Source organism: Pseudomonas profundi (genome assembly GCF_008638305.1).
In the GTDB taxonomy this organism is placed as follows: Bacteria; Pseudomonadota; Gammaproteobacteria; order Pseudomonadales; family Pseudomonadaceae; genus Halopseudomonas; species Halopseudomonas profundi.
This window is the reverse complement of sequence record NZ_VTPZ01000001.1, coordinates 215057-228460: the sequence shown is the minus strand read 5'-3', so window position 1 is coordinate 228460 and position 13404 is coordinate 215057. Positions and strand designations below refer to the sequence as shown.

The following is a 13404-nucleotide window of genomic DNA, read 5'->3' as shown; positions in this document are numbered from 1 at the left end:
TCGTAAACGAACCAGGGTGACGTGGAAGTCACTGTCGAGTGGCTAAGTGGAGTTGGGCTCCGCGAGCCGGCAGGGCTGCGCTGACACGCTGCAAGTACGTCCCTGTAAGCTCGGTGATGACATCCCTGTCATCGAACGGTCATCGCAACCCTGTCGCCTCGCTCTGCCGTGAAGATTTGAGTCGCTGGGCAGAAACCCAGAAAAGGGTTTTGAACTCTGCCTCACACCGACGCGAGATCAAGCCCGCCAGCTGTCAGGGTAGAGCAAGTGTTGAAAACAGGGATGTTTTCACCAAGCCCCCAAGGATGGGTTTACGGCGTCTTGCGAAATCCTGGTAGCTGGCGGGCGATTGACTTCGGAATGAATCGGTGAGGGGCCGCGGGCAATCCCCCCTAACCCCCCTTTGCAGAGGGGGGAACCAGGCTGTGCTGTCAGGTAGTTTGATGTTTGGGTCATGCTGAGTCTAATCAGACTTACCGCAACATGCCCATTGCTTGCTGGTTAGCAACTTCAGATCGGGCCTAGCGGCTAACGATAATCAGCATCCCCAGGCTTTGGTGATCCAGGTAATGAACCTCGTCAGGGCGCAGGCGGCGGCTCTGTTGCAGGCGTTCGCTGACCGGTTGACTGTCCGTCGAACTTGTTTCGTGGTTGACCCAGAAAGCGACGTCGGCCTCCAGAGTGTTAGCGCGGCTCAGGCTGACGACGCCCTGTACCGGATAAAGATCGAAGCCGGTCAGGTCGTCGCCCTTGGTCACCGCTACAGGCGTGCCGGCTGGCTGGGTCCAGGCTTTGTGAAACAGAATCCTGGAGCCCTGGGCGGACAGTTTTCGCGCCTCGTTGGCCAGGCGATGGCGGGACTCGTCGATAGGGCGCACATTGCTGCGGGTGGTGCTGTCCAGTTCTGCGGCGTCCGATTTCCAGTCCAGCTCGGGTCCGGGGCCCTCGACGATGCCGCTGCCAGGCTGAGTAAATAACACGACTTCGACGATGTAATCCTGCGCGCTGGCCAGCGATGTCACGCTGAACAGCAGCAGGAACAGCAGAGCATGCAGGGGAGAGGCGGGTCTGGTCATTTGCGTTTTCCTTTGGCTTGCGGTTCGGCTGGCGGTTTCTCAAGCCGTTCAATAAGCGCTTCGACTGTGTTGAGCCGCAGCTCAGCGTTGGCCATTGGCGCGCTGAAGCGAAACATTGTCGCGCCTTCCAGTCGATATCGCTGCGGATTGTCCTGTATCAGGCGCACCAGCACCAGTGGATCAACTGAGGTTTCGGCCGCAAATTCGAGCCTGCCGTGCTCCGCGCCCACATCTACCTTGCAGATGCCTAGCGGCTCGCAGCGCAGTTTGAGCGAGGTTATCCGGAACAGGCTCTTGACCGGGGCAGGCAGCAGGCCGAAGCGATCTATCATTTCTACTTGCAGATCGCGTAATGCGTCTTCGTCGTTGGCATTGGCGATGCGTTTGTAGAGAATCAATCGCGCGTGAACGTCAGGCAGGTAATCGTCCGGTATCAGCGCCGGGAGACGCAAATTTATATCCGGTCCGCCACCGAGCGGTTGCTCCAGCGAGGGTTCCTTGCCGTTCTGGATTGCCTTGACTGCGCGTTCCAGCATATCCATGTAGAGCGTGAAGCCAACCGCTTGGATCTGGCCGCTTTGCCCGTCACCAAGCAGTTCACCTGCGCCGCGTATTTCCAGGTCATGGGTTGCCAGGGTGAAGCCGGCACCCAGATCCTGAGCCATGGCAATGGCCTCCAGACGCTTTTCCGCATCGCCAGTGACTTTCCTGCCGGCGGGGGTGAGCAGGTAGGCGTAGGCCTGGTGATGGCTGCGGCCGACGCGGCCACGCAACTGATGCAGTTGCGCCAGGCCGAATTTGTCCGCGCGTTCGATGATGATTGTATTGGCGCTGGGGACGTCGATACCGGTCTCGATGATGGTCGTCGTGACGAGGATGTTGAAGCGGCGGTGATAGAAATCGCGCATCACCTGCTCCAACGCACGCTCCGGCATCTGGCCATGGCTCACGCCAATACGCGCTTCAGGCACCAGCTCAGCCAGGTCGGCAGCGCATTTCTCGATGGTCTGCACTTCGTTGTGCAGATAGTAGATCTGCCCACCACGCAGCAGTTCGCGGAGGATCGCCTCCTTGAGCACGGCTGGCTGTTGCTGCATGACGAAGGTCTTTACAGACAAACGGCGTGCTGGTGGCGTAGCAATGATCGACAGGTCCCGCATGCCGGACATGGCCATGTTCAGCGTACGCGGGATCGGGGTGGCTGTGAGGGTCAGGATGTCCACTTCGCTGCGCAGCTTCTTGAGTCTTTCCTTCTGGCGCACACCGAAGCGGTGCTCTTCATCAATAATCACCAGACCCAGATCCTTGAACCTGATGTCTTCCTGCAGCAGCTTGTGCGTGCCGATCATGATGTCGACCTTGCCTTCGCCGAGTTCGGCGACCGCTGACTTCATCTCCTTCGCGGACTTGAAACGCGACATGACCTCGACCTTGACGGGCCAGTCGGCGAAGCGGTCGCTGAAGCTGTTGAAATGTTGCTGAGCCAGCAGCGTTGTGGGTACCAGCACCGCTACCTGTTTGCCGCTATGTACCGCAACAAACGCAGCCCGCATGGCGACTTCGGTCTTGCCGAAGCCGACGTCGCCGCAGACCAGGCGATCCATTGGCTGGCCGCCGGTCATATCACTGATGACGGCCTCGATGGCCGCCTGCTGATCAGCGGTTTCCTCAAACGGGAAGGTGTCAGCGAACGCCTCATAGTCATGCTCTGGCTCGCTGAAACTGAAGCCCTTGCGCGCTGCCCGTCGAGCGTAGACATCGAGCAATTCGGCCGCTACATCACGTACCTGCTCGGCCGCCTTGCGTTTGGATTTTTGCCATTGCTCGGAACCCAGCCGATGCAGCGGTGCGTTCTCGTCTTCGGAGCCGGTATAGCGGGCAATCAGGTGCAGGTTCGATACCGGCACATACAGCGTCGCTTCGTCGGCGTAGAGCAGCTTGAGAAACTCGGCTTCCTGATCCTCAACCGTCAGGTTGACCAGGCCGCAATAGCGTCCGACACCGTGATCGATATGCACCACCGGAGCGCCTTCGCGCAGCTCGGTGAGGTTGCGGATGACCGCGTCACCCAGGTCGGTAACTTTGCCACGACGCCTGCGCTGCATGACACGTTTGCCGAACAGCTGCGTTTCGGATATCAGCGCGACTGCAGGAGCATCGACGACGAGCCCCTGATCAACCGGCGCTACGATGATGCCGATTACGCTCCCCGCTTGAACGAACCCATGCCAGGTTTCGAACTGTTCCGGTTTGATGTCGATGCGAGACAGTAGCTCAAGCAGCGCTTCACGGCGCCCGGCGGAATCGGCAGCGAACAATACGCGGCCAGAGAAGCCGTTCAGGAAGGTTTCCAGCTCTGCCAGGGGGCGCTCGCGTTTGTTGTCCAGCGGCAACTCCGGTGGCGGCTGACAGGGCAGGTTGCTGCGTCCGGCGCCGGGTTCCAGCTCTTCGGTGTGGCAGACAACCCGGGGATAACCTTTAACCTGGGCGAAGCAGTCTTCTACGGTGAGAAACAGCTCAGCGGGCGGAAGCAGAGGTCGGGTCGGATCCAGGCTCTGATCCTGATGGCGTACGCGTACGTCATTCCAGAACTGCTCGGCGCTCGCTTCGATGCCCGGCTCGCTAAACAGCAGGGTGTTCTCGGGCAGATAGTCGAACAGTGTGCCGAGTTCTTCGAAGAACAGCGGCAGATAATATTCGATGCCTGGCGGGATCAAGCCTTCGGACATGTCCTGGTACAGCGGCACCTTGCGATGATCAATTTCGAAGCGTTCACGAAAGCGTGCGCGAAAGCCGGTGAGGGCAGACTTGTCCAGCGGGAATTCGCGGGCTGGAAGCAGGTGGATCCGCTCCACCTTGTCGATCGAGCGCTGGGTTTCCGGATCGAAGGTGCGAAGCGTCTCGATTTCGTCGTCGAACAGGTCAATTCGGTAGGGCAGTTTGCTGCCCATCGGAAACAGATCCAGCAGTGCACCGCGCACAGCGTAGTCGCCGTGCTCGTAAACTGTGTCCACACAGCGGTAACCGGCTGCATCAAGGTTCATGCGCATGCGATCGATATCGAGCTGCTGGCCGGTTTCCATCATCAGCACCGAGCCGCCCAGGAACGGACGCGGCGGAATGCGGTGGAGCAGGGTAGTCATGGGGACGACGAGAATCCCCTGATTGACCTGCGGCAGTTGATAAAGGGTTTTCAGACGCTGGGAAATAATGTCCTGGTGCGGCGAGAAGCGATCATAGGGCAGGGTTTCCCAGTCAGGAAAAGTGAGTACCGGCAAATGGGGCGCAAAGAAACGCAGCTCACGGTCGAGGCGATCCGCCATTGCCGTATCGCGCGTTATCACCAGGCTCAGGCCCTGGTGCCGGCTCGCTGCTTCTGCAATGGCCAGCGCGCGCGCTGCGCCGTCCAGCCGGCCCCATGCAACTTTGCCACTATTAACGTTGAACTTTTCGAGGGGTAATATCGTCTGACTGCCGGGCATGCTTGGGGTCCATCAGGAAAAGCGCTAGTGTAACGCCGTCTGGTACGGTCTGTCCGACATGGTCTGCCCTGTCTCCGGCTTTTTCCAAGGATGATTGCCTCTCCTGCCCGCTAAACGCATAATATTGGCCCTCTTTAGCTCCCAAGACCTGGAAGGAAACGCCGTGACTCAAGCCCAATACGATCAATGCCTGGAAGCCTGGACTGAACGAGAAGCAACCGCTGAGGCGATGATTCCGCTGATCGGTCGGCTGTACCGCGAGAACAACGTGGTCACCTCAATCTATGGCCGGGGTCTGGTGAACCGGTCTGTTATCAGCCTGCTCAAATCCCACCGTTTCGCCCGCCAGATTGATGATACAGAGCTATCGGTCCACGACACCTTCCCTGTCATCAAGGCCCTGCTGGATCTGGATCTGGGGCCGGCTTCGATTGACCTTGGCCGACTGGTAAACAAATTCCGTGACGCTGGCGGCGATAACCTGGAAGCTTTTCTGAAGGATGAGCTGGCTGCGGTAATCGGTAAGAAAGGCGAGCGGCGTGAAGGGCGCGATGTCGTGCTGTATGGTTTCGGTCGTATCGGTCGCCTGCTCGCACGCATCATGGTCGAAAAGACCGGCGCTGGGGACGGCCTGCGTCTGCGTGCGATCGTCGTGCGCAAAGGCGCCGCCAACGATCTGGCCAAGCGCGCCAGTCTGCTGCGCCGCGATTCAGTCCACGGTTCCTTCCAGGGCACCATCACCATTGATGAAGAGAGCAACACGCTCACCGCCAACGGCAACGTCATCCAGATCATTTATGCCAGCGATCCGAGCAGCGTCGTCTATACCCAGTACGGCATCAAGGACGCCATCGTTGTCGACAATACCGGCGTGTGGCGTGACGAAGCAGGTCTGTCGCAGCACCTGAAGTGCCCGGGTGTATCCCAGGTCGTGCTGACCGCGCCGGGCAAAGGCGATCTGAAGAATATTGTTCATGGTATCAACCATGCCGCAATCACGCCTGAAGACAAGATCATTTCGGCTGCGTCCTGTACCACCAACGCCATCGTGCCGGTGCTCAAGGCAATCAATGACAAGTACGGCATTGAGAATGGTCACGTCGAGACTGTGCATTCCTACACCAATGACCAGAACCTGATCGACAACTTCCATAAAGGCAATCGCCGTGGCCGTAGCGCCGCGTTGAACATGGTCATCACCGAAACAGGTGCCGCCAAGGCCGTGGCCAAGGCGCTACCCGAGCTGTCAGGCAAGCTCTCCGGTAATGCGATCCGGGTGCCGACGCCGAATGTTTCCATGGCGATCCTGAACCTGAATCTGAAAAGCAGTACCGATCGTGACGAGGTGAATGATTACCTGCGTTACATGGCGTTGCACTCCGACCTGCACAAGCAGATTGACTTCACCAACTCTCAGGAAGTGGTTTCGACCGACTTCGTGGGCTCGCGTCACGCAGGGGTAGTGGATGCTGAAGCAACCATCTGCAATGACAATCGTGTGATTCTGTATGTCTGGTATGACAACGAATTCGGATACAGCTGTCAGGTTGTGCGGATTCTGGAAGATATGGCCAATGTGAATCCCCCGGCATTTCCGTCGAAGGGTTAAATATCGGCTAGACAGAAAAGGCGCTTCGGCGCCTTTTTTGTTGCTCATTTTCAAGTGCCGTCCACACCATGTCATCCGAATGGCGCCGTGCTGTAGCGGCTCTGTCTTGATGGCGTCCGAGCCTTCTGCAGCAACCCAAATGCGACTGATTGTCACTGCGCCCGGATGAAGCAGATACCCCGAAATATTCAAGTGCTTGAGTAGCTTTGGTTAGGCAGGATCTTTATACTTAGCGGGATTTTTGGTGGGGGTTTGCTGCCGTCTTGCTTTGATTCCGCGTCTGTCTTCAGCGCCATATCGTCGGGTTCCCCGGTTCGGTAGCGGCACACCCTTATAGATTCCAACCAGTGATTAGGCTATTCGTATGATAAAAATCAAACGGGGCTTGGACTTGCCAATCACCGGGTCGCCCGAGCAACGTATTGACGATGCCCGTCAGGTACGTAGCGTGGCCGTAATCGGCTTCGACTACCACGGTATGAAACCTACCATGGAAGTACAATTGGGTGACCGGGTCAGATTGGGACAGATCCTGTTCAGTGACAAGAAAACACCTGGAGTGGTGTATACCGCTCCTGCCAGCGGCGTCATAAGCGCCATCAATCGTGGCGAGAAGCGTGTTTTGCAGTCTGTCGTGATCGATGTAGAAGGCGATGACGCCGTCGAGTTCGATGCGCACGAAGCCGCAGCCCTGGGCACCCTTGATGGCGAAAAGGTTCGTCAACAGCTGATCAATTCAGGCATGTGGACAGCCCTGCGGACGCGACCTTACAGCAAGGTCCCCGAAGTGGACGCAACGCCCAGTTCGATTTTTGTCACAGCCGTCGACACCCATCCTCTGTCAGCCGATCCGGCTGTCGTGCTTGCCGATCAGGCTGAAGCCTTCGAAAACGGTCTCAAGGTGCTTTCCCGGATTGCGCGCGTCTGGCTGTGCAAGGCCGGCGATGCATCGATCCCCGGCGAAAATGTTGAAGGTGTCCGCACAGAGAGCTTTGCCGGGCCGCATCCGGCGGGCCTTCCCGGTACGCATATCCACATGCTTGATCCGGTCAGCGAGAATCGCCAGGTCTGGCATATCAATTACCAGGACGTGATCGCGGTCGGCAAGCTGTTTACTGAAGGCCGACTCTGGACTGAGCGTGTTATCGCGTTGGGCGGCCCTCAGGTAGAAACCCCGCGTCTGCTGAAAACCCGTCTGGGGGCGAACCTTGACGAGCTGACCGCTGGTGAGCTCAAACCCGGCGCTAATCGCGTTATTTCGGGTTCGGTGTTTGGCGGTCGTCATGCGCGTGGCCCGGTCAGTTATCTCGGTCGTTACCATCTGCAGGCATCCGTGCTGCTGGAAGGCACTGATCGGCAGATGCTGCATTACTTGCGTGCCGGTAGTGACAAGCACTCTGTGATGAACATCTTTTTGTCCAAGCTCAGCCCGTCGAAGCTGTTCGACATGACTACCACCACCAATGGCAGTCCCCGCGCCATGATCCCGGTGGGCAACTATGAACAGGTCATGCCGCTGGATGTCCTGCCGACCCAGCTGTTACGTGCACTGATCGTAGGGGACACAGAAGTCGCCCAGCAGCTCGGTTGTCTGGAGCTGGATGAAGAAGATCTGGCGCTGTGCAGTTACGTGTGTGCCGGTAAGTACGAATACGGCCCGATTCTGCGGGACAACCTAACCCGCATCGAAAAGGAGGGTTAAGCCATGGGTCTTCGTGCATTGCTCGACAAGATCGAGCATAACTTCGAAAAGGGCGGCAAACACGAGAAGTACTACGCGCTGTATGAAGCGGTGGATACTTTCCTGTATCGCCCGGGTAGCGTTACCCGGACAACTTCTCATGTGCGTGACGGTCTCGACCTCAAGCGCATGATGATCACCGTCTGGCTGTGTACTTTCCCGGCGATGTTCTACGGGATGTATAACGTCGGCTTTCAGGCCAACAGCATTTATGCTGAAAACCCTGAAATGCTCGGTATGCAGGATAGCTGGCGCATTGCGCTGATCCAGCTGTTCGCCGGATTCGACCCGGCCAGCCTGTGGGACAACTTCGTGCATGGTGCGGCGTACTTCCTGCCTGTGTATGCGGTGACCTTTATAGTCGGTGGCTTCTGGGAAGTCGTATTTGCCTCTGTCCGCAAGCATGAGGTCAACGAAGGCTTCTTCGTCACATCGGTCCTGTTCGCTCTGATTCTGCCACCGGATATCCCGCTGTGGCAGGTTGCGTTGGGCATCAGCTTCGGTGTGGTTATCGGCAAGGAAGTGTTTGGCGGAACCGGCAAGAACTTCCTCAACCCTGCGTTGACCGGTCGCGCTTTCCTGTTCTTTGCGTACCCTGCGGAAATTTCCGGTGATGCGGTATGGACTGCGGTTGATGGCTATGCCAGCGCCACTGCACTGAGCGCCATGGCGATGGGTGGTATAGAAGCAGTCGTTGGCCAGGGCATTACCTGGTGGGATGCATTCCTGGGTGATATCCACGGTTCGATGGGTGAAACCTCGGCTCTGGCCATCTTCATTGGCGGCGCGGTGCTGCTGATGACGCGGATCGCCAGCTTCCGGATCGTCGGTGGTGTGATGCTTGGCATGATCGCGACCAGCATGCTGTTCAACGTGCTGGGCTCGACGACCAACCCGATGTTCGCAATGCCCTGGTACTGGCATCTGGTCACTGGTGGGTTTGCCTTCGGCATGATCTTCATGGCTACCGATCCTGTGTCCGCGTCCATGACCAATACCGGCAAGTGGGTATTCGGTGCCCTGATTGGTTTGATGGTGGTGCTGATTCGGGTAGTGAATCCAGCATTCCCGGAGGGCATGATGCTCGCGATTCTGTTCGCCAACCTCTTTGCTCCCCTGATCGATCACTTCGTCGTTCAGGCCAACATCAAACGGAGGCTTGCACGTAATGTCCAGTAAAAAAGAATCCGTCAGCCGTACCATTATCGTCGCGCTGCTGGTCTGTCTGGTGTGCTCGATCGTGGTGTCGGTCGCCGCAGTGTCGCTCAAGCCTGTGCAGGTAAAGAACCAGTTGCTCGACAAACAGCGCAATATTCTGCTGATCGCCGGTCTGCTGGAAGAAGGGCCGAGCGTGGCTGAACAGTTCGAGCAGGTCACTGCGCGTCTGGTTGACCTGCGTACCGGTGAGTTCAGCGATGCCCAGGAGCCATTGACATACGACCAGCAAGCCGCTGCACGGGATCCGAATCTGTCGCGGGCGCTGGAAGCACATGAGGATGTCGCCAGCATCCGTCGTCGCGAGCATTACGCTACGGTGTACATGATCGAGAACGAAGACGGCATCGAAACCATGATCCTGCCAATCCATGGCTATGGTCTTTGGTCCACTCTATACGGGTTCCTTGCACTGGAGGGCGACCTGAACACCATCCGCGGTCTGGGTTTCTATCAGCATGGTGAAACCCCCGGGCTAGGTGGCGAGGTGGACAACCCCCGTTGGCGCGAGCTGTGGAAAGGCAACGTCGTATATAACGAGGAAGGCGAGGTCGGCGTACAGGTAGTCAAGGGTACCGTCGATGGCAGCGATCCGCGTCGTCAGTACAAGGTTGACGGTCTGGCAGGCGCCACGCTGACCAGTCGCGGCGTCGAGAATCTGGTTCGGTTCTGGATGGGCGACACCGGTTTCCGTTCCTTCTTGCAAAACCTGAAAGCAGGGGAGGCATGACATGGCTAATGTAAGTGCCAAAGGGGTCCTTTTCGATCCTGTATTCAAGAACAACCCGATCGCACTTCAGATCCTGGGTATCTGTTCGGCTCTGGCGGTCACCACCAGCCTCAACGTGACACTGGTCATGTGTCTGGCGTTGACGTCGGTAGTGGCGCTGTCCAATACCTTCATCTCGGTGATCCGGTCGCAGATTCCCGGCTCGATCCGGATGATCGTACAGATGGTGATCATTGCGTCGCTGGTTATCGTGGTAGACCAGGTATTGAAGGCTTATGCCTTCAATATCAGCAAGCAGCTGTCGGTGTTTGTTGGTCTGATCATCACCAACTGTATCGTCATGGGCCGTGCCGAAGCGTTCGCCATGCAGAATCCGCCCCACCTCAGTTTCCTGGATGGTCTGGGTAACGGGTTGGGCTACAGCTTCATCCTGATCGTGGTTGCGACCATCCGTGAGCTGCTTGGCGCTGGCAAGTTGATGGGCTATGAAATCCTGCCGGTCATCAGCGAAGGCGGCTGGTACCAGCCCAACGGCTTGTTGCTCCTGCCACCGTCGGCATTCTTTATCATCGGCTTGATTATCTGGGGGTTGCGTAGCTGGAAGACCGAGCAGGTTGAAGCGAAGGATTACCCGATGGCACCGCAGTCCCGTGCCGTGAAGGAGGCTATGTAAATCATGATTGAACATTACATTAGCCTCGCAGTCCGGGCCATTTTTGTTGAAAACATGGCCCTCGCGTTTTTCCTCGGGATGTGTACCTTTATCGCCATTTCCAAGAAGGTGCAGACGGCGATTGGTCTGGGTATCGCGGTCATCGTCGTATTGACGATTACGGTTCCGGCCAACAACCTGATCTATACCTATCTGCTCAAGGATGGCGCATTGGCCTGGGCGGGCTTGCCCAACGTCGATCTCAGCTTCCTGGGTCTGCTGAGTTACATCGGCGTTATCGCCGCGATCGTGCAGATCATGGAAATGCTGCTCGACAAGTTCGTCCCTGCGCTCTACAACGCCCTGGGCGTGTTTCTGCCACTGATCACGGTTAACTGCGCGATCATGGGTGCTGCACTGTTCATGGTCGAGCGGGATTACGCCTTTGGTGAAAGTGTTGTGTATGGCTTTGGCTCGGGAACCGGCTGGGCGCTGGCGATCGTTGCGTTGGCGGGTATCCGCGAGAAGCTCAAGTACAGCGATGTTCCGGACGGTCTCCGTGGTCTGGGCATAACATTCATCGCCGTGGGTCTGATGTCCCTCGGTTTCATGTCGTTTTCCGGCGTGCAACTGTAAAGAGGAGCTGAACTGATGGAGATGGAAATTTATCTCGGCGTAGGAATGTTCACAGCCATTGTATTGACCCTGGTGACTGTCATCCTGATCGCGCGCTCAAAGCTTGTCAGCAGCGGTGATGTCAGCATCGAGATCAACGGCGAGCGCACCGTGACTGTCGCTGCAGGTGACAAGCTGCTGAATACGCTGTCTTCCAATGGCATTTTCCTTTCGTCTGCTTGTGGCGGTGGCGGCACCTGCGCTCAGTGCAAATGTATCGTTGAAAGCGGCGGCGGCGAAATGTTGCCCACCGAAGAAACGCATTTCACCAAGCGCGAGGCGAAGGAGGGCTGGCGTCTTTCCTGCCAGACTCCAGTCAAGCAGGACATGAAGATTGAGGTCCCGGAGGAAGTGTTCGGGGTCAAGAAGTGGGAATGCACCGTTGAATCGAACCCCAACGTCGCGACCTTCATCAAGGAACTGACGTTGAAGTTGCCGGAAGGCGAGAACGTCGACTTCCGCGCAGGCGGCTACGTGCAGCTGGAATGCCCGCCGCACACCGTGAACTACAAGGATTTCGACATCCAGCCGGAATTCCGCGGCGACTGGGACAAATTCAACCTGTGGAAATTCGTTTCCAAGGTGGATGAGACCGTTATCCGCGCGTACTCCATGGCGAACTATCCGGAAGAAAGGGGCCTGGTCAAATTCAACATCCGTGTGGCGTCGCCGCCCCCCGGACGTGATGAGTTGCCACCTGGCAAGATGTCTTCCTGGGTGTTCGGTCTGAAGCCCGGCGACAAAGTCACCGTTTATGGTCCGTTCGGCGAATTCTTTGCCAAGGATACCGAAGCCGAAATGGTCTTCATTGGCGGTGGTGCAGGTATGGCGCCCATGCGCTCGCATATCTTCGACCAGCTCAAGCGACTGCAGTCCAAGCGCAAGATGTCCTTCTGGTATGGTGCACGCTCGCTGCGCGAAGCTTTCTATGTCGAGGAGTACGACCAACTCGCCGCAGAGAACGAGAATTTCGATTGGCACCTGGCTTTGTCCGATCCGTTGCCGGAAGACAACTGGGAAGGTCCGACCGGGTTCATTCATAACGTGCTCTACGAGAACTATCTCAAGGACCATCCGGCGCCAGAGGATTGCGAGTACTACATGTGTGGACCGCCGATGATGAACGCCTCGGTGATCAAGATGCTGCAAGATCTGGGTGTTGAGCCGGAGAATATCCTGCTCGATGACTTCGGCGGCTAGCATGCTGCATCGCGTCACTCGGCCCGCTTTCGTAGTTGCCCTGGCAGCTACGTTGGCGGGCTGTTTCAATTCTGCAGAAACCGTTTCCGAAGTTTACGGCGGCACCATGGGCAGTACCTATTCGATAAAATGGGTAAGTGCCGAGGAGACGCCTGCGCCGGATGCGTTGCAAGCCAGTATCGAAGCGCTGTTAGCGGAGTTCGATAGCGAGGTGTCGACCTGGCGTGATGATTCGAATCTGGCACGTTTCAACAGTCTTCCGGCGGGTTCCTGTCAGGCTATGCCTGAATCCGTTCTGGAAATGGTGTCTCTGGCTGAAGAACTCCATGAGCAAAGTAACGGTGGTTTCGATATCACGATCGGACCCTTGCTGGAACTATGGGGGTTTCATGGCGGCCTGGCCGGCCAGTCGGTTCCTGAAGCCGCAGCGCTGACCGAGGTGCTGGAGAAAGTGGGCCAGCAACATCTGCAAGCGGTGGACGGCCAGCTATGCAAGGACGCCGATGTACAGGTGGATCTGAGCGCTATGGCGGCCGGTTACGTGGTAGACCGGGTAGTGGAACACCTGGCTGCGCAGGGCATCACAAGTTATATGGTGGAAATCACCGGTGAGCTCAAGGCGGCGGGTCTGAAACCAGGTGGTGTACCCTGGCGGATAGCTATCGAAGAGCCGCGTGATGACAACCGTATCGCGCAGGTGATCCTCCCGCTTGATGGGCACGGGGTTTCTACCTCCGGTGATTACCGCAACTACTTCGAGTTTGAAGGCAAACGGTATTCACACACATTTGATCCGCGTAGCGGGCAACCGGTCATGCATCAGCTGGCCGCAGTAACGGTACTACACCCCGATACGGCTCGTGCTGACGGGTTGTCGACCCTGTTATTGGTCAAGGGGCCGGACCAGGGTTGGCAGTATGCTGTTGAGCAGGATATCGCTGCGTTATTTGTAGAACGCAAAGGGGTGGGCTTCGAATCGCGAAGCACGCCCCGATTCAAGGCCCTCGAACAGGGCAAGGAGTAG

Annotated in this window: 10 protein-coding genes; 8 read left to right on the top strand and 2 right to left on the bottom strand. The window is 57.4% G+C overall.

Features of this window, described 5'->3' with window-relative positions:
• Positions 1-521 precede the first annotated feature (521 nt).
• The gene (locus FZE95_RS01115) at positions 522-1076 is read right to left on the bottom strand and encodes a CsiV family protein (RefSeq protein WP_150298967.1); all 555 of its coding nucleotides are present in this window, start codon (positions 1074-1076) and stop codon (positions 522-524) included.
• Complete coding sequence (mfd, locus tag FZE95_RS01110; RefSeq protein ID WP_150298966.1) at positions 1073-4558, bottom strand: transcription-repair coupling factor; 3486 nt, start codon at positions 4556-4558, stop codon at positions 1073-1075. Before mfd ends, FZE95_RS01115 begins: the two co-directional genes overlap by 4 nt.
• Positions 4559-4721: 163 nt before the next feature.
• On the opposite strand from mfd, the gene FZE95_RS01105 reads away from it, so the two are divergent.
• The 8 genes from FZE95_RS01105 (at position 4722) to FZE95_RS01070 (ending at position 13404) form a co-directional block, all read left to right on the top strand.
• A complete protein-coding gene (locus tag FZE95_RS01105; protein ID WP_150298965.1) occupies positions 4722-6167 on the top strand; it encodes a glyceraldehyde-3-phosphate dehydrogenase in 1446 nt (481 codons plus the stop codon).
• A 364-nt stretch (positions 6168-6531) separates the two neighbouring features.
• Complete coding sequence (locus FZE95_RS01100; protein ID WP_150298964.1) at positions 6532-7869, top strand: Na(+)-translocating NADH-quinone reductase subunit A; 1338 nt, start codon at positions 6532-6534, stop codon at positions 7867-7869.
• 3 nt (positions 7870-7872) lie between these two features.
• On the top strand, positions 7873-9087 hold the full coding sequence (locus FZE95_RS01095) for an NADH:ubiquinone reductase (Na(+)-transporting) subunit B (RefSeq protein ID WP_150298963.1): 1215 nt from the start codon (positions 7873-7875) through the stop codon (positions 9085-9087).
• Entirely contained in the window at positions 9077-9853 is a 777-nt protein-coding gene (locus tag FZE95_RS01090; protein WP_150298962.1) for a Na(+)-translocating NADH-quinone reductase subunit C, read from the top strand. The genes FZE95_RS01095 and FZE95_RS01090 overlap by 11 nt, the downstream gene beginning before the upstream one ends.
• 1 nt (position 9854) lies before the next feature.
• Positions 9855-10526, top strand: a complete 672-nt coding sequence (locus FZE95_RS01085) for an NADH:ubiquinone reductase (Na(+)-transporting) subunit D (RefSeq protein WP_150298961.1) — start codon at positions 9855-9857, stop codon at positions 10524-10526.
• A 6-nt stretch (positions 10527-10532) separates the two neighbouring features.
• Positions 10533-11141, top strand: a complete 609-nt coding sequence (gene nqrE / locus FZE95_RS01080) for an NADH:ubiquinone reductase (Na(+)-transporting) subunit E (RefSeq protein ID WP_150299334.1) — start codon at positions 10533-10535, stop codon at positions 11139-11141.
• Positions 11142-11156: 15 nt separating this feature from the next.
• Entirely contained in the window at positions 11157-12380 is a 1224-nt protein-coding gene (gene nqrF, locus FZE95_RS01075; protein ID WP_150298960.1) for an NADH:ubiquinone reductase (Na(+)-transporting) subunit F, read from the top strand.
• A 1-nt stretch (position 12381) separates the two neighbouring features.
• Positions 12382-13404: an FAD:protein FMN transferase gene (locus FZE95_RS01070; protein ID WP_150298959.1), complete on the top strand. Its 1023-nt coding sequence runs from the start codon at positions 12382-12384 to the stop codon at positions 13402-13404.